The sequence below is a fragment of the Microbacterium sp. A8/3-1 genome (assembly GCF_040267695.1).
In the GTDB taxonomy this organism is placed as follows: domain Bacteria; phylum Actinomycetota; class Actinomycetes; order Actinomycetales; family Microbacteriaceae; genus Microbacterium; species Microbacterium luteolum.
In genome coordinates this window covers 2,640,660-2,662,345 of sequence record NZ_CP158357.1, presented here as the reverse complement: position 1 = coordinate 2,662,345, position 21,686 = coordinate 2,640,660, and the positions used below count along the sequence as shown (strand labels likewise).

Sequence of the window (21,686 nt, the reverse complement as noted above, 5' to 3'; positions counted from 1 at the left end):
TGCTCAGTTCTCGCCGTGCGTCGGATCCGCTTCGAGATTCGTTACGTACTCACGGATCTTTTCATGAGACTTCATTGAGTTGCTTGAGCTGTGATTGCAGCGCTCGCACATGTACAGTGACGTGTCGTTCTGAGTGAAACACCGTGTGCACGTCCAGTACTCCGCAGCGAGCACCACTTCAAGAGAGGCCGCGGCGGCGTCCCGGACTGCGGCATCTGGGTCGCCGTGAGCTTGGGAGAGTAGGGATTCGTTCGTCTCTGTGTCGTCAGCCGCAACGTACCATGCCGCCGCCCACCGACTTCCATTTCCTTCAGACATCAGGGCAGTGGCTTCGGCCATCGGAGATGCCGCGTTGAACAACCGGACCAAGGCGAGGTTCCGCTCGCTGTGCCAATTAGCGGGTGTCACCATGGCTGCCGCTTCGGCCACCGACGGGTAGCGCTGTTGGACGAGGACATCGCGGGTGAGGTCGGATGCCCAACGCGGGCGATCAGCGGCGATGCTGACGAGCTCCAGCGCTTTCTCTTCGCTGATGGAGTTGTTGAGGAGCCTCGCAGGTATCAGGCGGGGCGTGTATAGGTAGTGTGCCAAGTCGTCGCGTTCATCGCCGGTGGTGTGATGGGTGTCATGGGCTTGTAGGTGCACGGCTTGCTCGTCGATCCGGGCACACGTGATGGTGGTGTGAAGGAGCAACGACGTCACGGCGCTTGCGCCCTTGTTCGCCTCAAGCAATTCCCAGTACGACGCCTCTCTGATGTTGGCGGCATCGACGAGATCTGACAGGGCCGACTTTCTCCATCGTTCCGTAGGGTGAACTGCCTCGGCCGCCCCGGGGGTGGCCAACAGATGGGGCACGAACCAGTCGAGTTCGAAACCTTCCCGAGGAAGGGATGCAGCCCAGTTGCTGTCAGCGCCAGAGGCGTACGGGCTCTGGTGCCCGCTCTCAGCGAGCGCCGCACGTATCTCGTAGTACTGCCCCGCGGGCAGCCGAATGCCGATGTTCCAGATGCGCTCCACGGCGCTAGCTGACAGCTGGGAACTGATGGAGGCGGCGTAGCGTGCGACCCTGTCCAATCCGAACTGTGCGGGCTCGTTGCTGCTTCCGATGGAGAGAGTGCCGAAACGGTCGGGCAAAGCTTCGTCGTCGTGGTACTCATCGAGCGGGAACTCCAGCGCTCGCTCAAGGATCTCGACGAGGGCCTTATCCGTCCTGCGTTCCGGATCGATAATGGAGATTTCGGACAGTGCCCGCAGAAGTGCGACGCGGTCCGGATTCGCTTCGTATGCGTCCAGGAGCAGCTTCTTCCGCTCGCGATGCGGAGCCGCGACTTCCAAACTCGCCAGCTCTGCAGCGAACCTCCATCCGCATCCATCCGCCCTGTCTCTCCAGCCTGTTGCCGACGCGAACATAGCCGCGATGCCCTGGCCATGGCTCGACATGGCGACGCAGATTTGGTCGCGAGCCGCTGCTGCCAGCGACTCCATCACAGCGGTCGTATCGTCGGGGGTCAGATGTGACCACGAAGGGAGGAACTCAATGAGCCATGTCGCGGCTTGCGCGCGACGGTGGCCGGTCTCCTCCTTCGAGGCAGTGATGAGCCAACGCGCTATGGTGAGGTCTGATCCAGAGGCTAGGGCGAAAGCGTTCGCTCGCGCAGGCATGTTTAGGCTCTCCGTCAGCCAAGCGAGACGAGCATCGCCGTGGTCCAGTCGCAGGAGCGCGTACGCGTCTCCGAGCTCTGCGAATAGCCGCGATCGTGGCTGGAGTGCTGTGCCGGTGTCCACGAAGACTCCCACGATGTCATCCCAGAACTTCACGACGAACTTTGCGATGGCCTCGGTAGCGGGGCGCGACAGTTCCCATCTCAGGAGGGTGGCGGTCACGAGGCTGTGCGCATCGTGCAAAGTAAGCGCTGAACCTGCGTTCAGCGCCCGGCCAAGGGCCGCGAATCCGTCCAGAAACATGCGGCTGTTGAATCCCGGGTCTGGCGCTGCAACGCCGTCCTTCAGCCGCTTAGCTTCCCAACGGTCAACGCTATCCTCGATGACTCCACCGAGGAGCTCAACCACAGAGCCTGATGTTTCGTGCCCTTCAAGAATTCGAACCGTGGCGAGCGTTGAAAGCAAAGGAACTCGCCATATTTCGCGGTGCGCGTCGGCGTGGTTCTCTACGATGGCACGCTTGGCTTGGGTCCACATCGCTTGATTCTCCGGCGCAGCCATGGCGGCGGAGTATGCCTCGATGAGCGCTGTCTGCGCCCGACGGTTGCCTGACGCTTTTAGGTCTGCGACCGGAAGGTTGAGGTAGTCAGCCGCATCCATCGCGCTCTCGCGAGTGGTGATGAGTACTCCGACGTGTGGGCTGAGGTCCTGGATAATATTGGCGATTCCAGCGGCGATGATGCTCCGCTTGCCGTACGTCTCATCGAGGCCATCGAGAAGAAAGACACAATGACCTGAATCGACTGCGGACTTGAGTGCACGCACGAGGGGAGCTGGAGCTTCGAGGCCGCCACGCCTGGCTGACGCTTGCAGCAGTAGATCGAGCGACATGTCGTCGACCGTCGATACAGCCGAAGCGATGTCTCTGAGACGGAGCGGGAGCGGCATGGGAGCGCCACGCTGGGTGACGAGCCAGGCAGCGAGCTGTCGCATGGCCTCTGACTTACCCGCGCCGGGCAGGCCTCGCAGCAGCATGCGCTCGTTCCGCCGAAATATATGCGTCAAAGGTTTGCTATAGGCGCGTTGCTTCTTGAGATCGAACTCGACTTCGACGGTGGACAGGAAGTCGTCGACTACGAGCTCTGGCACGCGGTGTGAGATCACTGAGAGGTCCAGCCGGTCCTTGCACCTCGCGATGCTTTCGCAGTGGTGCGCTAATGCTGCACGTTCGAGTTCTCGTTCCGCCGCCCATGGTCCTAGGCCCTCGGCAGAGACTTCCAGCCCGGAATCTCTTAGGGCTTGGAGCCAGTCATCACTCGACGTTTCAGTTCGAGCGGCCCCCTGTTGCTGAAAGAAGTGTTGGAGCGCACGGAACGCCATATGACCTGAACCCGGCGTCGTCAATCGCTCCAAGCGCCCTGCGGCGGTGTTCGCTCGTTCGTCACAAACGTCGTCGACTGCCCATGCGACGATGCGGGCTTGGGAAAGGACTCTCTCCGCGTTGTCGCCGCATTCTTCCCGCACCCTCTTCTCGAACTTCTCGAAGTCATCGCGCTTCCCCTTCGAGAGTCCGGCGCGACGCCCGGCGTGGCGTGAGTCCAGAACCTCGCTCGCAGTTCTTAGGTAGCCGCCCACCGAGCGAAGCGCGAGCACGAGGAGATCGTCTTCCTCAACTGCTTGCGCTCCGAACTGACGCAGTGCGCTGCGAAGTGATGAGTCGTTCACGGAGCGTTTCGCCTGAATGAACCACCGCGCTCCGCTCGACATCGTGCAGACGATGTCGTCCACGTGATCGTCCGTCTCGAGTGCGATCCGCGTCGGGACACGCCCGTCGATACCGTCCAAAGGGGCGCCGGAGAGTCCGTGCGTGGCAAGAAGCGCCGCAAACCCATTGCGATGGAGGCTTCCGAACTCGTTCGCCGAGCCGCCAGCGTTGGTGCCATCTGTAGTCGGGGCCATCGTCAGATCCTTCCATGTCGGCGCCGGGCCTAGCGTCAGCGCTGGTGATAAGGACTCATTGGGATGTCCGCGCGGATGGCATGGACTGCACTCACCCGTCCTTCAGGGGCCATTTGCTTCGCTTCTGACTTCGCGCCCCCACCGGTGGCGAGATCGCGTGGGTGTCGGAGCCGCCGGTCTGCTCCTGCTCCTCGGTGGTGGAGCCCTGCTTCTGATCCGTCGGAACGGGCGCTGAGTAGCTAAGCAACAATTAGCCGCAAAGTGGGGCGGATGCACACGCTCACGTGCACACCCGCCCTCATTGTCTGGGTGGTCGGGTGAATCGCTGCAGACGCCGCTGCACTCGAAGGCGCGAGCCCTGGATTGAGTGCCTCCGATTCCAGCTGCCTCTCTTGACACACCCTCCGCAACGCTCTAACGTACAACCAAATGGTTGCACAAAGAGAACTGAGCGAAGCGGAGGTCGACCGTGTGTTCCACGCATTGGCGACGTCGACCCGGCGTGACATCCTGCGCCGGACGATCGAGCGGGAGCAGTCCGTCTCGACCCTCGCCTCCGAATACGAGATGTCGTTCGCCGCAGTGCAGAAGCACGTCGCCGTGCTCGAAGCCGCGAACCTCATCGTCAAGCGCGCCGAGGGACGCGAGCGGCTCGTCCGCGCGAACCCCGAGATGATCGCCCGCGCCAGGGCGCTCCTCGCCCGATACGAAGAGCTGTGGCGGTCGCGCATCGCCCGACTCGACGACCTGCTGGCGTCCCCTTCGACAAGCTCAGGGACCCAGCGAGAAGACACCGACAAGAAGAACGACCGACCTGAGGAAAGAGACTGACAATGCCTGTCACCGACGTCATCACCGACACCGACAACCTGACCATGACGGTCGTGGCCGATTTCGCCGCTCCCGTCGAGCGGGTCTGGAGCGCCTACAGCGACCCGCGCCAGCTCGAGCGCTTCTGGGGCCCTCCCGGATGGCCGGCGACCTTCGGCGAATGGGACCACACGGTCGGCGGGCACGCCGTCTACACGATGAACGGCCCGCGCGGCGAGCGTTCGTCGGGTTCGTGGGAGTTCCTCGCGATCGAGGCGCCGCACCGCTTCGAGGTGCTCGACTCGTTCGTCGACGAAGACGGCAAGCCGCTCGAGGGGTTCCCGGCACAGCGGATGTCGTTCGACTTCGAGTCGACCGCCGAGGGCACCCGCATGGTGACGACGAGCCACTTCGCGTCGGTCGAGGCCATCGAGCAGGTCGTCTCCATGGGCCAGGTCGAGGGCATCAAGATGGCGATGTCGCAGCTCGACGCCGTGCTGCAGGACCTCCGCGACTACGCGCAGGGCAAGGGCACGAACGTCGAGCTCCTCGATGACACCCACGTGCGTATCACCCGCCTGGTCGAAGGACCGCGCGAACTGGTCTGGCGAGCCCACAACGAGCCCGAGCTCATGAAGCAGTGGCTGCTCGGCCCCGACGGCTGGGAGATGACGGAGTGCGTCGTCGCCACCGAGGTCGGCCAGACCTACCGCACCTCGTGGGCTCCGATCGGCGACACCGAGGGCCAGGCGTTCGGGTTCGAGGGCGAGGCGCTGCTGATCGACGGTCCGCGTAGGTCGGTGCAGACCGAGCGGATGGTCGGGATGCCGGTCGAGACGCTCAACGACCTCAACCTGTACGAAGAGGACGGCGCGACGCTCATCACGCTCTTCATCGAGTATCCCGACAAGGAGACGCGCGACATGATCCTCGCCACCGGAATGGCCGACGGCATGGAGACCTCGTACGCGCGACTCGAGAAGGAACTTCTCGCCGTCTGAGCGTGCACAACTCAGGAAGAAACCGGCCGATCCCGCAGGATCGGCCGGTTTCTGCCGTCTGCGCCGAGTTCTGGCTGAGTTGTGCACGGGTGGATGCTGTCGCTCGATCCACCCGGGCGGGATAAAGTGGCGACACGATGAGGATCACGCGCCGCACTCTGCTCATGGGCGCCGGAGTCGGTGCCGTCTCGGTGCTCCTGGCGTCGTGCACACCCGATCCGGAGCCGACGCCGACCCCGACGCCGACCCGCGAGCCGCAGCCGCAACCGGGTGTTCCGGAGCCGTCCGCTCGCCTCCGCAGTTCTTGGACCACTGATCCTTTCGCCTACGGTGCCGTGAGCTTCACCCCGGTCGGCGTGCTCGCCGAGACCCGGTCGCAGCTCGCCCGTCCGGTCGTCGATCGCGTGTTCTTCGCCGGCGAGGCCACGGATGTCGACGAGCCCGGCACGATGCGCGGTGCGATCCGCTCGGGTGCTCGGGCGGCGGATGAGGTCGAAGACCTTGCGGAGGCAGGCGAACGCATCGCCGTCATCGGCGCGGGACTCGCGGGCGCGACGGTGGCAGCGCGCCTCGCGGCGGCCGACATGCAGGTCACGGTCTTCGAGGCGCGCGATCGCATCGGCGGCCGGGTCCATTCGGTTGTCGATGACTCCTGGCCGATGCCCGTGCAGCTCGGCGCCTGGCTCTTCGGCGAGGGCGACGACGACCTCCGCGAGCGCATGGAGGCATGGGAGATCGGCACCGTCGATCTCGCCCCCGAGCAGTGGCATACCCCCGAGGGTGATGCCGATCCGGTGGATCCGCAACCGCTGCAGGCAGCGATCGCGGCGGCGCAGGCCGCGCCCGCCGATGTCGCCCTGTCGGAGGCGCTCGTCGAGGCGGGCGCCGACCCCGAGGACCCGTCGACGGCAGCGCTCCTCGCCTACCTCGCGACAAGGGCGGGCGCGGATGCCGCAGAGCTCTCCACCTGGTTCCCGCCGCTGCTGCCTGCGGCTCCCGTGGCGGGTGCGCGCGATGATCTCACCCCTCTCGTCGAGGATGCCCTCGACGGAGTCGAGGTCTCGCTCTCCTCGCCGATCAGTCGGCTCGCCTACGACGACGCCGGGGTCAGTGTGCGGCTCGGCACGGGGGAGGCGCTGTCCTTCGACCGCGTGATCGTCACGGTGCCGCTCGGCGTGCTGCAGGAGCAGGACCTCGAGTTCGACCCTCCGCTCCCGTTCGTCAACCGCACCGCGATCGGTGCCCTCGGCATGGGGCGCATCGAGACGATCTGGCTGCAGTTCGACGAGCCGTTCTGGGACACGGACGCCGCGATCTGGCACACGGTGGGCGCCGACGTCGGCATCCGCACCTGGATCAATCTGCGACCCGCGACCGGCGAGAACGTCCTCGTCGGGATCGTCGGTGGCGCGGCGGCGGAAGAGTTCGCGGCTCTCGACGACACCGAGGCTCTCGAGTCGGCCATGGAGTCGCTCGCGATCTACGCGCCCTGACGCGCGCTCAGCGCCAGTTCGCCGCGATCGCCGTCCGCGCGCTCACCCGCATCGTCGGGAGCGGGATCACGCCACTCCTTCCGCGTCGGCATCCGGCTGATCAGCACGAGACCCGAGGCGACCAGCGCGAAGACCGCGAGCGCCACGGCGGAGAACGTGAGGAACTCCACGGGCCCGCTGACCTGCCGCGGGTCGAGGAAGTAGTACGGGTACCAACCGATCAGGGGGCCGCGCCAGAGGGTGAAGGCACCCCAGAGGAGCGGGTAGGCCAGGGTGATCGGCACGACCCGCCACGGCACGGAGCGATGACCGGGCGCCAGCGCCCAGGCCGCGATCGTGCACGCCGGAAGCCAGAAGTGCAGCACCTGATCCGACCACGGCACGTCGATGCGGATGCCGCGCTCGCCGCCCTGCCAGACCATCACGGCGAACACGATGCCGGCGGTGATCGTCCAGGAGAGCACCAGCGCGAGCGCGACCGTGAGCCAGCGCGGGTCCTCCGTGCGCCGCAGCGCGATCACACCCGCGATGATCAGCAGCACCACGAAGGCGATGTTCGACTGGTTCGTCAGGTAGGCGAAGAAGTTCTGGCTGGCGATCGTGTTCGACGTGAGACCCCAGCTCAGTCGGTGGATCAACGAGATCAGGCAGATGGCGGCCGCACCGAGGCGGAGCACGCCGAAGACCGTGCGGGCCTTCACCGTCGCGTCACCGTCCATGCCATCAGCCGAGTCTACGGATCGTCGTCCGGAGAGCCGCTGACCCACGTCGGATCAGGCGATCGCGCGGAATCAGGAGGTTCCCTCGCGAAACGGCCTGATTCCGCGCGTCAGCCTGAATCCGCGCGGCCAGGTCGCCCAGCGTCAGCGCCGCGGACTGCGGGTCGACCAGAGGGCCAGCACGACGAGCACGGGCTGGAAGAACAGGCGCACGAAGCGCTTCATCTCGGTGTCGAGCCCGAAGCCGTCGCGGTGATGCATCCACTGCGCGAGGTTGCCCGGAAATACGGCGACGAAGAACAGGGCGGCGATGACGCCGACGAGGCCGCGGCGGCGGCGCGCGAGCAGCAGGGCCGAACCCAGCGCGATCTCGACGACACCCGAGGCGACTACCGTCACGTCGGGGTCGAGCGGCAGCGACTCGGGCACCTGCGCCTGGAACTCCTCACGAGCGACCGTGAGGTGCGAGATCCCGGCGAAGACGAGGGACGAACCCAGGAAGATGCGGCCGATGGTGCGGGCGGGAGTCGACATGGTGCGAGTGTACGCCGCGGCATCCGCTGGTCAGATGAGGCGGCGGAGCGCCTCTTCGAGAGAGACACCCTGCGCCTCGGCGCGATCGCGCAGGCGGGCGTGCTCGTCGCCGGAGAGTGCGAGTCGCACCTCGATCGGGTCGTCGACGGGGGCGTCGAGGCCGTCGAGCAGATCGGATGCCTCGGCCCAGAGAGGCTCAGCCGTTGCGGGCGCCGCAGCAGGCGCGGGGGCGGCCGCGGGCTGGGCGCTCGCCGCGATCGGTGCGGATGCCGCAACAGCGGCCCCGGCATCCGATGCGCGGGTGAATCCCGGGCCGCGGCGCGGCTCCTGCTTGTTCTTGTAGGCGGTCGCCGCAGCGTTCGCCCGTTCGTCTGCGGCCTCGTTCAGGTCGTCGCCCGCGTGGCCCTTCACCCAGGAGAACTGGACGTCGCGTCCGCGCATGGCCTCATCGATGCCTTCGAGAAGATCGCGGTTGAGGACGGGCCCGCCGTCGGACTTGCGCCACCCCTTGCGCTTCCACCCGGGCATCCACTTCGTCACCGAGTCGATCACGTAGCGGCTGTCGCACCAGATATGCAGCTTCTCGTCGGTGCCGGCTGTCGCCTTCAGCAGCTCGAGCACGGCCTGCAGCTCGCCCTGGTTGTTCGTGCCGTGCGGTGATCCGCCTGCCGCCCAGTTGTCGTCGTCGATGTACCAGGCCCACCCGTTGGGGCCGGGATTGCCCAGGGCGGAGCCGTCTGCGGCGGCGGTGATCGTCATCCCTCAACCGTAGCCGGGGGCGATGACGCCACCGGACGAACGTCAGCCCTGCGGAGCGCGCCGGGCATCGGCGGCATCGAGCCTGCGCCGCATCCCCTCCCGGGATTCGGCTGGCCACGGACCGGACCAGGTGAGGGGGATCTCGGTCATGAACCGACGTTCCTCGGCCGGGATGCTCGCCACCACGGCATCCGGATCCGAGGCGGCCGTCTCGTAGAGCGCCGGACCGTCGGCGTAATACGGGTCGGTGAGCACCAGGCGGTCGTCCCCGCTGCGCATCACATTCGACGGGTTCTCATCCAGCGGACCGCACCAGGGCAGCTCGGCCTGCGCCCGCGCGTGGATCCGGCGGATGCTGTCCACGAGCGCCGCGACCTCGGGCGTGCCGTCGGCGATCAGTGCGTGGAAGGCGACGGCATCCGCTTCATTGGCCTCGCGCAGCCACTCCATGATCTGCAGGTCGCCCCCGCCGGCGAGGCGCCGGTGCGCGAACAGCGTCGGGACTTGACCGGTTCCTGCCGCGTCCCGGTACAGCTCTGCCGTGTACGGACCGGTCGGATCGAAGGGGCTGATCCGTGCGACGACCTCTCCGTCGGGGGAGCGCAGGGCGATGGCCCAGTCCCCCGCGCCGCACGGCTGCCACCCGGCTTCCCGGAACAGCCGCTCCGCATCGCGGTGATCGGCATCCGGTTCGAGCTGCGACAGCAGAGGGGCGGCGGGGTCAGTCGCCATCGGATTCGAGCTCGTCGTCCGGCTCGGTTCCCGGTTCGCGGCTCTCGATCGAGTCGGCGGCGGGAGGAACAGGGGCGACCGGGAACACGATCGAACTCACATCGACTCCGAGGCCGAGCGCCATCGGGTCGACCGACGGCACCTCCTCGAGGACGTCAGCGCCCTCGCGGAGGAGCGGCTCGGACGGAAGCGTCCACTGGTTCTCTTCTTCATCCTTGCGGTGCTGGAACAGTCCCATGAGTCCTATTCTCGCGCCGTCCGCCGGCCGCGAGCACCGATTCACACCGGATTGATCGGATGCCGCATCGGCCGAGTCGTGCCCGGCGTCATTCGGCGCGCTTGGACGCTTCGCGCACGGCGTCGACCAGGGCCCGCCACGGGCCGTCGACCTCGGCGTCGCTCAGGTCGCGCTCTCGTCGTTCGGAGGGAGTGCGCGCGCGGATGGTCCACACGAAGCGGTCGGCGCCGGGTGCGGCATCCGCTTCCTGATCCCAGGGGCAGCGATCGATGAGGGCGATCCAGTCGTCAGCGTCTGGTGCCTCGGCCTCGACCCGCCATTGGCGACGGATGCCGGCGATGCCGCCGGAGCGCACGATCGCGATCACGACGCGGACATCAGTCGGAGGAGGGGACTCGCTCATCTTCATAGACTCCCACGGTGCTCCACGCGCGTCGAGCGGCTGTGGCGGTCTCTTCGCCCAGCTCGGTCGCCGCGGCCACGGTGGCGTCGGCGAATTCGGTGAAGGTCGCGGTGCTCGAGAGCCCCCCGGTGAGGGCGTTGTACCAGACGCTGCCCGCGGCCTCCCAGGCGTTGCCGCCGAGATCGATCGCGAACAGCGCGAACGCCCGGTTGGGGATGCCGGAGTTGATGTGCACCCCGCCGTTGTCTTCCGTGGTGCGGACGAAGCCGCTCATGTGCGCCGGCTGCGGATCTTTGCCCAGCTCGTCGTCGTCATAGGCCGTGCCGGGCTCGATCATCGAGCGCAGCGCCTTGCCCTCGACGGCATCCGTGAAGATCTCGGCGCCGATCAGCCAGGTCGCCTTGTCGGCCGTCTGCCCCAGGGAGTACTGCTCGGTCAGGGCGCCGAACACGTCGGCGATGGATTCGTTGAGCGCACCGGGCTGCCCCTGGTACTCGAGGTTCGCGGTGTGCTGCACGACGCCGTGGGCGAGCTCATGCCCGATGACCGTCGTGGAGCCGGTGAAGTCCTGGAACACCTCGCCGTCGCCGTCGCCGAAGACCATGCGCTCGCCGTCCCAGAACGCGTTGTCGTAGTCGACGCCGTAGTGCACGGTCGCGTCGAGGGGAGCGCCGGCGTCGTCGAGGGAGTTGCGGCCGAACGCGGACAACAGCATCTCGAACGTCGCCCCGAGACCGTCGAAGGCCTCGTTCACGGCGGTGTCGTCGACGGGGCCGTCGTCTTCCGTGCGCACGACGGCGCCGGGGAGCTGCTGCGTGTTGCCCGCGTCGCTGATGGTGCGATTCGGTGCGTCGGAGAGCTGCGCGACGAGGGCGCCGTTCTCGTCGATCGACAGGTCGATGCGCGCACGGAACGGCGGCCTGCCGGCGGTGAGCGTCTGCCGCGCGGCGGCGGCGGCCTTGGGGAAGCGACCCGACTCGGCCAGGCGCGCGAGCAGATAGGAGGGGACGACCCCGTGACGTTCGAAGGATGCTGTGCTGCTCATGGTGCGACCCTACGCCGGGGCGCCGACGTTCAGCATCGGACGTTCGGCCACAGCCGGGATCCGGATGGTGCCGGATGCCGCCGCCCGCACCTCGCAGACCCGACTTGAGATTGAGAATCGTTATCAATAGGGTGTGAAGCCTATGGATTCCTCGCCCTCTCGCCACGGCCGTCGGGCCGTGCCACTGGCCGCACTGGCGCTCGCCCTGCTCCTTCTCCCTGCCTGCGCCGCGCCCACCTCGGCGTCGCCGGATGCCGTGCCGTCCCCGGCATCCGACGATCACGGCATCCGGGCCGGCGCGGCCGCCGAGGTCGCCTCTCCGGCCCGCGCGCTGGTGATCGCCGACGACGAGGGCGAGGTCACGCTGCTCGATCTCGAGTCCGAGGAGCGCGCGGTGATCTCGCCCACGGCATCCGATGTCGAGCGGATCGACGCCGATGGGCGCCTCGTCTACGTCGCGCATCACGAGGGCGACCGCGTGAGCGTCGATGTCGTCGACACCGCGCGCTGGACCGTGCCGCACGGCGACCACACGCACTCCTTCCTCGGGGAACCGCACCTCGTGGGGACCATCGACGGTGCTGGCGAGGCGCGCGTGACCGCCGGTGCGCAGCGTGCGACCGTGCAGTTCTCGGGCGGTGAGGTCGTGGACCTCCCGCACGATGACCTCGCCGAAGGACTCGACGGCGCATCGCGCGTGACGATCGCGGCCGCCGGTCCCGTCGTCTCCTTCGCCGCGCACCTGCTCGTCGCGAGCCCTGCCGACACGGTCGAGATCCTCGACGCCGAAGGTGCTCCCGTCGACGGCGGAACGACTCCCTGCACCGCCGCGTCAGATGCCGACATCACGCGTGTCGGCGCCGTCTTCACCTGCGCGGAGGGGGCCTTGCTGTTCACCCGCGAGGTCGGCGGGGCGATCGCGACGGAGTCCCTCCCCCTCCCCGCCGGCGCGCCGGCTGCCGTGGACCTCTCCGGACGCGCCGATCGCCCCGACCTCGCCGGTGTCGCGGGTGAACAGGGGGCGTGGCTGCTCGACGTGCGTGCCCGGCAGTGGACGCTGCTCTCCTCCGACGTGCCCCTCCTGCGTGCTGTCGCCGTCGGCGACGACGACAGCCGGACCGTCGTGCTCGACGCCGACGGCCGGGTGCGGGTGCTCGCCGCCGACGGCACCGTGCTCGCCCGCACCGAGCCGCTGCTCGCGGCATCCGTCGCCGACCCCGCGCTCCGCGATCGGGTGCATCTCATCGTCGACGCGGAGCACGCCTACGTCTCCGACCCCGCAGCCGGCGCTGTGCACGAGATCGACCATGCCGACGGCATCGTCACCCGCACGTTCACCGACCTCGATCCCCGATTCCTCAGCCAGGTCGGCTGACCCGACCCACAAGCAACACCTCGCAGCACCACACCGAAGAAAGAGAGACACCATGTCCCGACCTGTTCGCCGCCGCCTCGCGGCCGGCGCGCTGACCGCCCTCGCGGTCGCCGCGCTCGCCGGATGCGCGACCGCCTCGCCCACGGCATCCGGTGGTTCCGCCGCCCCCGAAGAGAAGCACGAGGCCGACACCCGCGTGGCCGTCACCCATGACGGGGGCGTGGTCGTGCTCGACGGCGAGACTCTCGAGCAGATCGACCAGGTCGCGCTCGGCGGCTTCCTCCGCGTCAACGGCGCCGGCGACCACGACGGACACGTCTTCGTCACCGCGGAGGACGGCTTCCACGTGCTCGACACCGGTCTCGCCTCCGACACCGTCGAGTTCACCGGCGAGGTCTTCGAGGCCGTCGCCGCCGGTCACGCCACCCCGCACGCCGGGCGCACCGCCCTGTTCGACGACGGCACCGGAGAGATCCGGATCTTCGACACGGACGCCGTCGGCACCGGCACACTCCCGGAGATCGACACGATCACCTCGGCTGCCGCGCACCACGGCGTCGCGATCGAACTGTCCGACGGCACCGCGCTGGCGACGATCGGCACGGAGGAGGCCCGCACCGGTGTGCGGCATCTCGCGGCCGACGGCACGGAGCTCGCCCGCAACGAGGAGTGCCCGAGCGTGCACGGCGAGGGCGCGTTGAAGGGCGAGACCGTCATGTTCGGCTGCGAGGACGGCGTGCTGCTGTTCGCCGACGGCGCCTTCACCAAGCTCGATGCGCCGGATGAGTTCGGCCGCACCGGCAACGCGTACGTGACCGACACGAGCACGATCGCCTTCGGCGACTACAAGACCGACCCGGATGCCGAGGGCTACCTGCTGTCGAAGCTCGTGCGCATCGACACCGAGACTCAGGAGCTCTCGGTCATCGACCTGCCCGAGGGCGTCGAGTACACCTGGCGCGGAGTCGGACGCGACGGACACGACAACGTCGTGGTGCTGAGCGCCGACGGCAGCCTGTACCTGCTCGACGAAGACGGCGAGGTCATCGATCAGTGGAGCGTCATCGAGCCGTGGGAGAGCCCCACGGAGTGGCAGCAGCCGCACCCGGGTCTGCGTGTCGTGGGTGACATCGCCTACGTGACGGAGCCCGCGTCGGACAAGATCCTGGCGATCGACCTGCACTCGGGCGAGGTGTCGGCATCCGCTGTTCTCGACGTCGTGCCGAACGAGTTCGTCGTGGTCGGCGCCGCCGGTCACTGAGAGAAGTCCGAAGGGCGGGTCCGCGGGTGGCGGGCCCGCCCTTCGGCGTTTCCCTCAGGCAGTTCCCTCGGTCTCGATGCTGAGCACGGTCGTCCGCATACCGTCGGACTCGTACAGCACCGGCATGCCGGGGTGCGCGATCGAGAACCAGAAGACGCCGTCTTCGGTGTCGTACTTCCGGCAGGTCAGCTCGCCGAGGGGCGACGACAGGGACACCGTCGACACGCTCGTCGTGCCGGCGTCGAAGGCCGCGTGGCCCTGCAGCTCCGCCCAGGTCACGCGGCTCGACACGATCGCCTTCGGGTCCTCGGCATCCCAGCGGTCGAGCGTGGCGCCCTCGGCATCCGTCTCGCTGAATCGGTTGACGTGCTCGCCCAGCGGCCCGTCCGGTCCTTCGAGGAGCAGCCGGATCACCTTGCCGGATCCGGTGGCATCGCGGATCTCGTCGGCCGTAAAGGGCGTCGGCAGCAGTCCGGGTCCGAGCAGGTGCGGGTCTGGAGTGTCCATCCGGCCATTCTCCGTCCTCGCGGCAGGGTCCATGTGCCCAACTCAGCAAGAACGTCGCGCATCGGCTCGAAATCGGGTCGATTCCGGTGCCGAGCCCACTTTCTGACTGAATTGTGCACACCCGGTAGCCGACCGCCCCTCTCGACCGCATCTTGACAGGATTGCGTTCTGTATACAGAATACGAGGGAGCCCTCAGAGGCTTCCCGACACGATCTTCCGATGATGAAAGAGGTAGCGAGATGGCACGTGCGAACGTGACGCGGTATCTGGCACTGGGTGCTGCCGGCGCTCTGGCACTGGGACTCGCCGCATGCAGCGGCGGCGGCGGAGGCGGCGGCGTGGATGCCGACGGCAAGGCCACGGTCGTCTGGTCCACCTGGGGCACCGCCGACGAGCTCACCCGCTACGAGGAGTTCAACAAGGACTTCATGGAGCGGCACCCCGACATCACCGTCAAGCTCCAGCCCGTCGCCGACTACGGCGACTACCACTCCAAGCTGCTCGCACAGCTCACCAGCAACACCGCCCCCGACGTGTTCTACGTCGGCGACGACAAGATCGGCCAGTTCGTCGACTCGAAGCGGCTGATGCCGCTGAACGAGCTGATGGACTCGAAGGACAGCCAGACCAAGAAGGACGACTTCTTCCCCGGCCTCTTCGGCGCCGCCGAGAACGACGGCGAGGTCTACGCCGCCCCGAACGACTCGAACCCCGACGTCTTCTGGTACGACAAGCAGGCGCTTGCCGCCGCCGGCATCACCGAGGACCCCGCGACCCTGGCCGAGAACGGCGAGTGGACGACCGACAAGTTCCTCGAGATGAACGCGAAGCTGCACGACGCGGGCCTCACCGGCACGATGTACTGGAACTACTGGGCCACCCACTGGAGCTGGCTGTCATCGCAGGGTCTCGACGCTCCGTACGACGACTCGGGCGCCTTCGTCGCGAACAAGGATGCCGACACGGTCGAGGCCGTGCAGCAGCTCGGCGACCTCTTCGAGGACGGCACGTTCGTCGTCGCCGACTCCCTCCCGGACGGTGCCGGAGCCGACAGTGTGTTCGTCACGCACAAGGCCGGCTTCTTCGTGCAGGGTCGCTACACGATCGGCACGGTCGACGCGACGGGCGAGCAGGACAGCTACGACATCGTGCAGTGGCCGACCCCCGACGGCGAAGCCGCACCCACCGGAGTGGCGACGAGCTTCCTCGCGATCAACGGCAAGACCAAGGTGAAGGACGCGGCGTTCACCTTCTGGACCGAGTTCCTCTCCGCCGAGGGGCAGACCTTCCGCCTCGAGGGCGGCGGCAACGCGGTCCCGTCGATCAAGGGCGCCGACGACGTGGTGCTCGAGGGCGACTACCCCGCTCACGCGCAGACGTTCCTCGACATGCGCGACATCGGCTTCGAGGACTACCCGGCCGAGGCGATGGTCCCGGGCCTCCCGACCGCGATCGCGGATGAGTTCCTGAAGCTCTACGAGGGCAAGGCGGATGCCCAGGCGACGCTGGACACCATCGCCGACGTGATCAAGGACCGGTCGGAGAAGTAGGAGTGACCACTCTCACCGAGAACGGACGGATGCCGCAGGCCACGCCTGCGGCATCCGTCCCGCCCCTGCGCAAGGAGGCACCCTGGCGTCGACGCGATCGCCTCTGGGGCTATGTCTTCGTCGGCCCGCAGATGATCGGGATGGGCCTGTTCGTCGTGCTCCCCTTCGCCGCCAGCCTCGTGCTCGCGTTCGCGGACTGGGACGGCCTGACCGACCTGACCTGGGTGGGCTTCGCCAACTTCGCCGACCAGCTGCAGGACCCGCTGCTCGGCCGCGCCATCATCAACACGCTGATCATCGCCGTCGTCACGGTGCCGATCGGTCTCGGCCTCTCGGTGATCGTCGCGGTCGCGCTCGAGAAGCTGAAGACGCGCACGCTCTACCTGATCCTCTTCTTCGCCCCCGTCGTCACCTCGACGGTCGCGGTGGCGATGATCTGGCAGCAGATGTTCCGCTCCGACGGCCTGCTGTCGGTCACGATCTCGAAGATCTTCGGCATCACCCCGCCCGACTGGCTGCAGGACCCGAAGCTCGCCCTCCTCGCCGTCTGCATCGTCACGATCTGGTCGTCGATGGGCCTCAACGTGGTGATCTTCCTCGCCGGGCTGCAGAACATCTCGCCCTCGGTGATCGAGGCCGCGCGCATCGACGGCGCCGGCCCCTGGCGCCTGTTCACCAGCATCCGTCTGCCGCTGCTCTCGCCGATCGTCTTCTTCTCGTCGGTCGTGGCGTTCATCTCGTCGCTGCAGACCTTCGACACGGTCTACGTGCTCGTGCAGAACGCGGGTCCCGACAACGCGACCCGCACGATCGTCTACCACATCTTCGATCTGGGCTTCGGGCGCTTCGAGTTCGGCCCGTCGAGTGCGGCGAGCATCATCCTGCTCGCGCTCACGCTCGTCATCACCCTGGTGCAGTTCGGCGCACAGAAGAAGTTCGTCCACTACGAGGATGACCCCGCATGAGCATCCAGACCCCGCCCCTGACCGGTCCTGCTCCGGCTACCGACTCGACCATCGCGCTCACCGCCCCCGGGTACCGCCGGCGCGGTCGCGGAGGCCCCGGTGCCGATCGAACCCGTCGGCGCCTCGGATCCACCGCCCTGCACGTCGTGCTCGTCGTCGCCGGCATCGCGATGGTGTTCCCGTTCGTGTGGATGCTGCTCACGTCGTTCAAGACGCTGCCGCAGCTGCTGAAGAATCCACTCGAGTTCCTGCCGAACCCCTGGACCTTCGACAACTACGCCGAGGCCTGGAACGCCGTGCCGTTCGGGCAGGCGTACCTCAACAGCGGGTACATCGCCCTGCTCGTCGTCGTCGGCACGCTGATCACCGCCTCGATGGCCGGCTACGCGTTCGCACGCATCCGCTTCCGTGGCAGCCGGGTGCTGTTCATCGTGTTCCTCGCGACGCAGATGATCCCGAAGCAGGTGACGCTCATCCCGTTCTACCTGCTCATGTCGAACCTCGGCTGGGTGGACTCGCACCTCGCGCTGATCGTGCCGGGCATCATCGCGAACCCGTTCGCCGTGTTCCTGATGCGCCAGTTCGTGCTGGCTCTGCCGCGCGAGCTCGAGGAGGCCGCGATCGTCGACGGCGCCGGACGCTGGCGCATCTTCTGGAGCGTCGTTCTCCCGAACCTCAAGCCGGGGCTCGCCGCGCTCAGCATCATCGTCGCGCTCGACGTGTGGAACGCGTTCCTCTTCCCGCTGGTGCTGCTGAACTCGCCCGACCTCTTCACGGTGCCGCTGCTGCTGAACGCCTTCGAGAGCCAGCAGGGATCGGTCAACTACGGCCTGGTCATGGCGGCCTCCGCGATCGCGACCGTGCCGATGCTGATCGTGTTCGTCATCGGGCAGCGCAAGATCCTCAACAGCATGGCCGCCTCGGGCCTCGGAGGACGTTGATGACGGATGCCGTAGCGCTCGCCGCCCTCGCCGGACGACACCTCGATCTGGTGTCTGCGCCGTTCACGCTGCCGCGGTCACGGGTGCTCGTGTTCCGCGAGGGCGACGGTGTGCGGGTGCACACCTCGGAGTACGAGCGGCGGCTCTCGGAGTGCCGGGTGCTCGATCGGCTGACGGTCGTGGATGCCGACGGGCAGGTGCTGCCGGTGACGGACGTGCTGCCCGGGAAGGTGACGTTCGGCGGCCCTTCGACAGGCTCAGGGACCCAGGAAGGTTGGGTCGCTGAGCTTGTCGAAGCGTCCCGGCCGACCGCGACGCTCACCTTCGCCGACCCCTCGACGCTGAGTCTGGGCGGGGCCGCTGGGCTGACGCTGCACCTCGAGCTCGCGGACGGCAGTGTGCAGCGGCATCCGCTCGGCGACGGCATCCGGATCCGCATCGCCGCCGACCGCTCCGTGACGGTCGAGCCGGGCGACCACGCGGCCGCGCTCGCCGCGACCGAACGCATCTGGGCGGACTGGTTCGCGAAGTGCCCGATCGTGCGCGACGACCTGCAGGAGATGACCGCCTTCTGCTGGTGGGTCCTGGGCGCGAACATCGTCGAGCTGCCGTCGCTCGGCGACGCCCGCGCGATCGTCCCGTCGAAGATCGGCTACGTCGGTCTCTGGCAGTGGGACGCGTACTTCATCGCGGTCGGACTGCGGCACGGCGACCCGGCGCTCGCGCGCGAGCAGCTGGAGATCGCGTTCCGGTTCCCGCAGCCCGACGGCCAGCTGCCCGACGTCGTGCATGAAGAGGGCGTGCTCGCCACGAGCGACGACCTTCCGGAGAGCGACCGGGCGAACCTGCGTCGCGCCGGCTCGCAGATCGCCGATCCGAGTGCGCCGGTGCCGCTGACGAAGCCGCCGCTCGCGGCGTGGGCGCTGCGCAAGGTGCTCGAGGTCGAAGACGCTCCGGACTGGGCGCGGGAGCAGCTGGCCCGCGTCATCCGCTCGCAGGACTGGTGGTTCGCGGGCAGCGACCTCGACCACGACGGGATGCCGGAGTACGGGCATCCGTACTCGTCCGGCCTCGACGACAGCCCCATCTTCGACGGCCCGCTGCCGACGGCAGCGCCCGACCTCGGCGCGTACCTCGTGCGGCAGGACCTCGAGATCGGCGACCTCCTCGCGCGGTACGAGCCCGGCGCGGACGCATCCCGGTTCGGCGAGCGGGCGACCGCCACCCGGGCCCTGCTGCTGGACATGTGGGATGCCGAGCGCGGCAGGTTCCTCGCGTTCGGCGGGGGCCAGGCGCAGCTCAGCGACACCGTCGTCGGGCTGATGCCCCTGCTCGCCGGCACCCTCCCCGAGCCGATCGCGGCGGCGCTGCACGCGGCCGTCGACGACCCCGACCGGTTCGGCCTCGAGTGGGGTCTGCCGACCGTCGCGGCATCCGATCCCGACTTCTCGGACGAGCGGATGTGGCGCGGACCTATCTGGGTGAACACGAGCATGCTCGTCGCCGAAGGGCTCGAAGCTTCCGGATACGCCGATCGGGCACGGGAGCTCCGCGAGCAGACCGTGGCGCTGGTGATCCACGGCGGCGGACCGCACGAGTACTTCAACCCGCACACCGGGCAGAAGGCCCGCACCGCGACCACCGCGTTCGGCTGGTCGGCCGCGCTGTTCATCGACCTCGCGGTGACGCTTTCGGGGTAGGCCTCAGGTGTGGATGAGCTGCTGCCAGTTGCCCGGCACGCGGCCCGCGGGTCCCGGCACGGGCTGATCGGCCGGATGGCTGGTCGGTGCAGCCAGCTCCGGTCCTTCGAAGGTGGACTCGTCGACGTAGTCCCAGTACCAGTCCTCGCCGGGCTCGAAGCTCTGGATGAGCCGGTGCCCTGTCTCGCGGTAATGGGCTGTGGCGTGCTGGCCGGGTGAGGTGTCGCAGCATCCGACGTGTCCGCAGGCGGCGCAGCGGCGCAGGTGCACCCAGAATCCGCCGTCCGCGTCGCATTCCACGCACCCGGTCCCGGACGGTGCGGTATTCGTGTCGATGTCGGAACTCATGTCTTTCCTTTCTCAGAACGCCAGTGCGCGATGGACGGATGCCACGGCGCTCGATCCTTCGCCGACGGCCGCGGCGACCCGCTTCATCGACCCTCGTCGCACGTCTCCGGCGGCGAACACCCTCGGAGCCGAGGTCTCGAACGGCAGCGGCTCGCGCCCGAGGCCCTGCCACAGTTCCAGCGTCTGCACACCCACGTCGGTTCCGGTGCGGATGAACCCCTCCGCGTCGCGGTCCAGCGTCGGCAGCCACGAGGTCGCCGGGGTCGCGCCGATGAAGCAGAACAGACCGCGGGCGTCGACTTCGCCGACGGTGTCGATGCGCACCGACTCGAGCGTGCCATCGCCGTCGAGGCCGGTGACGTTCGACGAGGTGTGCACCCGCACGCGCGGATCGTCGGCGAGACGGTCCGCCAGGTAGCTCGACATCCGCGTGCTCAGGTCGGCGCCGCGCACCACGAGATGTACCGGTGAGCCGTGGGCCGAGAGGTAGAGCGCCGCCTGTCCGGCGGAGTTCGCGCCGCCGACGACCACGACGGGCTTGCCCTGCACCTGACGCAGCTCGAGCGGTGTCGCGGCGTAGTACACGCCGGACCGCTCGAAGTCCTCCCACCGGTCGAGCTCGAGACGGCGGTACGCCGCTCCCGACGTGACGATCGTGCTGCGGGTGCGGATCAGGCGGCCGTCGGACAGGGCGACGTCGAGCAGGTCGGGGCCGACGCGCGTGAGCCCGACGGCTTCGCACGGCGCATAGACGCGCACGCCGAACTTCAGCGCCTGCAGGATCGCCTGGCCGATCAGGTCGCCTCCGCTGACGCCGAACGGGAATCCGAGGAAGTTCTCGATACGCGACGTCGCTGCGGCCTGGCCGCCGGGGGCGACGGCATCCAGCAGCACGGTGCTCAGTCCCTCGGAGGCGCCGTAGATGGCAGCCGCGAGCCCGGCGGGGCCGCCGCCGACCACGACCAGATCGACGATCTCGTCGGCCTGCGCCTGGTAGCTGAGCCCGAGCCGCTCGGCGACGAGTCCCGGTGTCGCGCGGACGAGCGGCTCGCCCTGGATGAAGGCGACCGGAAGGTCGTCGATCGTGAAGTCGTTCGCGTCGAGAGCGCCGAGGCTGTCGAGCTCTGCGGGCGACAGGGCAACCGCCTTGTGCACCAGGTCGAGGCGCTCGGCGAAACGGCGCAGCGCCAGGAAGTCGCTCGACGTCGTCGTCCCCAGGAACTTCAGGGTCATGGCGGCGGGCCCCGTGCGGAGGGACTCGCGCCGCGCCCAGAGAGCGTGCAGGATCACGTCGCACAGCTCGTCGTCCTCGTTCATCAGCGTCCGCAGTTCCGCCCGTGTCACGCGGTGGATCCGCCCGGCCTTCGTCACGCGGGCGGAGAGGAACGCCCCCTGGCCGTTCAGCAGCCCGAGCTCGCCGGCGAACGTGCGCGGCCCCATCGTCGTGATGATGACCTCGCCCATCCAGGGCAGCGCGTCGCGGAGCACCTCGACCTCACCGGACTCGATCACGATGAGGTCGTACCGGGAATCACCGGTGCGGAAGACGTAGTCCCCGGCGGCGACGTCTTCCGGGGTGCCGGCCGCGACGAGACGCTCCCACTGGTCGTCGGTCAGCGTCGGCGACATGATCGGATCCATCTCGATCGGCTCGGTCTGCTCTTCGATTCCGCCCACGCGCCT

At 68.1% G+C, this 21,686-nt stretch carries 20 protein-coding genes; 9 read left to right on the top strand and 11 right to left on the bottom strand.

What is annotated here, in order from left to right:
• Window positions 1–3: 3 nt before the first annotated feature.
• Complete coding sequence (locus ABS642_RS13000) at window positions 4–3,621, bottom strand: hypothetical protein (RefSeq protein ID WP_350350398.1); 3,618 nt, start codon at window positions 3,619–3,621, stop codon at window positions 4–6.
• Window positions 3,622–4,050: 429 nt separating this feature from the next.
• On the opposite strand from ABS642_RS13000, the gene ABS642_RS12995 reads away from it, so the two are divergent.
• The 3 genes from ABS642_RS12995 to ABS642_RS12985 all read left to right on the top strand — a co-directional run bounded on the left by ABS642_RS12995 (window position 4,051) and on the right by ABS642_RS12985 (window position 6,925).
• Window positions 4,051–4,452 carry a metalloregulator ArsR/SmtB family transcription factor gene (locus tag ABS642_RS12995; RefSeq protein ID WP_350350397.1) on the top strand — a complete coding sequence of 134 codons (402 nt, stop codon included), beginning with the start codon at window positions 4,051–4,053 and terminating at the stop codon, window positions 4,450–4,452.
• Window positions 4,453–4,454: 2 nt separating this feature from the next.
• Complete coding sequence (locus ABS642_RS12990) at window positions 4,455–5,432, top strand: SRPBCC family protein (protein WP_350350396.1); 978 nt, start codon at window positions 4,455–4,457, stop codon at window positions 5,430–5,432.
• A 137-nt stretch (window positions 5,433–5,569) separates the two neighbouring features.
• Complete coding sequence (locus ABS642_RS12985; RefSeq protein WP_350350395.1) at window positions 5,570–6,925, top strand: FAD-dependent oxidoreductase; 1,356 nt, start codon at window positions 5,570–5,572, stop codon at window positions 6,923–6,925.
• On the opposite strand, the gene ABS642_RS12980 is transcribed toward ABS642_RS12985, so the two are convergent.
• The 7 genes from ABS642_RS12980 to ABS642_RS12950 form a co-directional block, all read right to left on the bottom strand.
• On the bottom strand, window positions 6,913–7,644 hold the full coding sequence (locus tag ABS642_RS12980; protein ID WP_350350394.1) for a Pr6Pr family membrane protein: 732 nt from the start codon (window positions 7,642–7,644) through the stop codon (window positions 6,913–6,915). The two genes, ABS642_RS12985 and ABS642_RS12980, sit on opposite strands and share 13 nt — an antisense overlap.
• 144 nt (window positions 7,645–7,788) lie before the next feature.
• Window positions 7,789–8,178, bottom strand: coding sequence for a DoxX family membrane protein (locus tag ABS642_RS12975; RefSeq protein WP_350350393.1), 390 nt, complete (start codon window positions 8,176–8,178; stop codon window positions 7,789–7,791).
• A gap of 30 nt (window positions 8,179–8,208) precedes the next feature.
• The gene (locus ABS642_RS12970) at window positions 8,209–8,937 is read right to left on the bottom strand and encodes a ribonuclease H (RefSeq protein ID WP_350350392.1); all 729 of its coding nucleotides are present in this window, start codon (window positions 8,935–8,937) and stop codon (window positions 8,209–8,211) included.
• 42 nt (window positions 8,938–8,979) lie between these two features.
• The gene (locus ABS642_RS12965) at window positions 8,980–9,669 is read right to left on the bottom strand and encodes a hypothetical protein (RefSeq protein ID WP_350350391.1); all 690 of its coding nucleotides are present in this window, start codon (window positions 9,667–9,669) and stop codon (window positions 8,980–8,982) included.
• A complete protein-coding gene (locus ABS642_RS12960) occupies window positions 9,659–9,907 on the bottom strand; it encodes a hypothetical protein (RefSeq protein WP_350350390.1) in 249 nt (82 codons plus the stop codon). Before ABS642_RS12960 ends, ABS642_RS12965 begins: the two co-directional genes overlap by 11 nt.
• An 88-nt stretch (window positions 9,908–9,995) precedes the next feature.
• On the bottom strand, window positions 9,996–10,310 hold the full coding sequence (locus tag ABS642_RS12955) for a protealysin inhibitor emfourin (RefSeq protein WP_350350389.1): 315 nt from the start codon (window positions 10,308–10,310) through the stop codon (window positions 9,996–9,998).
• Window positions 10,285–11,355 (bottom strand): M4 family metallopeptidase, encoded by a 1,071-nt coding sequence (locus ABS642_RS12950; RefSeq protein ID WP_350350388.1) that lies wholly within the window; start codon window positions 11,353–11,355, stop codon window positions 10,285–10,287. Before ABS642_RS12950 ends, ABS642_RS12955 begins: the two co-directional genes overlap by 26 nt.
• Window positions 11,356–11,497: 142 nt before the next feature.
• Between ABS642_RS12950 and ABS642_RS12945 the strand changes: the two genes are divergently transcribed.
• Both ABS642_RS12945 and ABS642_RS12940 read left to right on the top strand, forming a co-directional pair.
• Window positions 11,498–12,730 carry a hypothetical protein gene (locus ABS642_RS12945; RefSeq protein WP_350350387.1) on the top strand — a complete coding sequence of 411 codons (1,233 nt, stop codon included), beginning with the start codon at window positions 11,498–11,500 and terminating at the stop codon, window positions 12,728–12,730.
• 52 nt (window positions 12,731–12,782) lie between these two features.
• Window positions 12,783–13,991 (top strand): hypothetical protein, encoded by a 1,209-nt coding sequence (locus ABS642_RS12940; protein WP_350350386.1) that lies wholly within the window; start codon window positions 12,783–12,785, stop codon window positions 13,989–13,991.
• Window positions 13,992–14,045: 54 nt separating this feature from the next.
• Here ABS642_RS12940 and ABS642_RS12935 read toward each other — a convergent pair whose 3' ends face one another.
• Entirely contained in the window at window positions 14,046–14,498 is a 453-nt protein-coding gene (locus ABS642_RS12935) for a hypothetical protein (protein WP_350350385.1), read from the bottom strand.
• A gap of 240 nt (window positions 14,499–14,738) precedes the next feature.
• Between ABS642_RS12935 and ABS642_RS12930 the strand changes: the two genes are divergently transcribed.
• From ABS642_RS12930 to ABS642_RS12915, 4 genes are read left to right on the top strand one after another with little or no spacing between them, the layout of a single operon-like run.
• The gene (locus ABS642_RS12930) at window positions 14,739–16,049 is read left to right on the top strand and encodes a sugar ABC transporter substrate-binding protein (protein ID WP_350350384.1); all 1,311 of its coding nucleotides are present in this window, start codon (window positions 14,739–14,741) and stop codon (window positions 16,047–16,049) included.
• Window positions 16,050–16,051: 2 nt separating this feature from the next.
• Window positions 16,052–17,014, top strand: coding sequence for a sugar ABC transporter permease (locus tag ABS642_RS12925; protein WP_282214975.1), 963 nt, complete (start codon window positions 16,052–16,054; stop codon window positions 17,012–17,014).
• Window positions 17,011–17,955, top strand: coding sequence for a carbohydrate ABC transporter permease (locus ABS642_RS12920; protein WP_350350383.1), 945 nt, complete (start codon window positions 17,011–17,013; stop codon window positions 17,953–17,955). Before ABS642_RS12925 ends, ABS642_RS12920 begins: the two co-directional genes overlap by 4 nt.
• Window positions 17,955–19,655, top strand: a complete 1,701-nt coding sequence (locus ABS642_RS12915) for a hypothetical protein (protein ID WP_350350382.1) — start codon at window positions 17,955–17,957, stop codon at window positions 19,653–19,655. The genes ABS642_RS12920 and ABS642_RS12915 overlap by 1 nt, the downstream gene beginning before the upstream one ends.
• A 3-nt stretch (window positions 19,656–19,658) precedes the next feature.
• On the opposite strand, the gene ABS642_RS12910 is transcribed toward ABS642_RS12915, so the two are convergent.
• Complete coding sequence (locus ABS642_RS12910) at window positions 19,659–20,003, bottom strand: UBP-type zinc finger domain-containing protein (RefSeq protein WP_350350381.1); 345 nt, start codon at window positions 20,001–20,003, stop codon at window positions 19,659–19,661.
• Between the two features lie 12 nt (window positions 20,004–20,015).
• Window positions 20,016–21,680: an FAD-dependent oxidoreductase gene (locus ABS642_RS12905; protein ID WP_350350380.1), complete on the bottom strand. Its 1,665-nt coding sequence runs from the start codon at window positions 21,678–21,680 to the stop codon at window positions 20,016–20,018.
• Window positions 21,681–21,686 lie beyond the last annotated feature (6 nt).

Excerpts from the sequence above, each read along its gene's own strand:
- ABS642_RS13000 (WP_350350398.1), bottom strand. The coding sequence starts at position 3,621 with ATGGCCCCGACTACAGATGGCACCAACGCTGGCGGCTCGGCGAACGAG.
- ABS642_RS12995 (WP_350350397.1), top strand. The coding sequence starts at position 4,051 with ATGGTTGCACAAAGAGAACTGAGCGAAGCGGAGGTCGACCGTGTGTTC.
- ABS642_RS12990 (WP_350350396.1), top strand. The coding sequence starts at position 4,455 with ATGCCTGTCACCGACGTCATCACCGACACCGACAACCTGACCATGACG.
- ABS642_RS12985 (WP_350350395.1), top strand. The coding sequence starts at position 5,570 with ATGAGGATCACGCGCCGCACTCTGCTCATGGGCGCCGGAGTCGGTGCC.
- ABS642_RS12980 (WP_350350394.1), bottom strand. The coding sequence starts at position 7,644 with ATGGACGGTGACGCGACGGTGAAGGCCCGCACGGTCTTCGGCGTGCTC.
- ABS642_RS12975 (WP_350350393.1), bottom strand. The coding sequence starts at position 8,178 with ATGTCGACTCCCGCCCGCACCATCGGCCGCATCTTCCTGGGTTCGTCC.
- ABS642_RS12970 (WP_350350392.1), bottom strand. The coding sequence starts at position 8,937 with ATGACGATCACCGCCGCCGCAGACGGCTCCGCCCTGGGCAATCCCGGC.
- ABS642_RS12965 (WP_350350391.1), bottom strand. The coding sequence starts at position 9,669 with ATGGCGACTGACCCCGCCGCCCCTCTGCTGTCGCAGCTCGAACCGGAT.
- ABS642_RS12960 (WP_350350390.1), bottom strand. The coding sequence starts at position 9,907 with ATGGGACTGTTCCAGCACCGCAAGGATGAAGAAGAGAACCAGTGGACG.
- ABS642_RS12955 (WP_350350389.1), bottom strand. The coding sequence starts at position 10,310 with ATGAGCGAGTCCCCTCCTCCGACTGATGTCCGCGTCGTGATCGCGATC.
- ABS642_RS12950 (WP_350350388.1), bottom strand. The coding sequence starts at position 11,355 with ATGAGCAGCACAGCATCCTTCGAACGTCACGGGGTCGTCCCCTCCTAT.
- ABS642_RS12945 (WP_350350387.1), top strand. The coding sequence starts at position 11,498 with ATGGATTCCTCGCCCTCTCGCCACGGCCGTCGGGCCGTGCCACTGGCC.
- ABS642_RS12940 (WP_350350386.1), top strand. The coding sequence starts at position 12,783 with ATGTCCCGACCTGTTCGCCGCCGCCTCGCGGCCGGCGCGCTGACCGCC.
- ABS642_RS12935 (WP_350350385.1), bottom strand. The coding sequence starts at position 14,498 with ATGGACACTCCAGACCCGCACCTGCTCGGACCCGGACTGCTGCCGACG.
- ABS642_RS12930 (WP_350350384.1), top strand. The coding sequence starts at position 14,739 with ATGGCACGTGCGAACGTGACGCGGTATCTGGCACTGGGTGCTGCCGGC.
- ABS642_RS12920 (WP_350350383.1), top strand. The coding sequence starts at position 17,011 with ATGAGCATCCAGACCCCGCCCCTGACCGGTCCTGCTCCGGCTACCGAC.
- ABS642_RS12915 (WP_350350382.1), top strand. The coding sequence starts at position 17,955 with ATGACGGATGCCGTAGCGCTCGCCGCCCTCGCCGGACGACACCTCGAT.
- ABS642_RS12910 (WP_350350381.1), bottom strand. The coding sequence starts at position 20,003 with ATGAGTTCCGACATCGACACGAATACCGCACCGTCCGGGACCGGGTGC.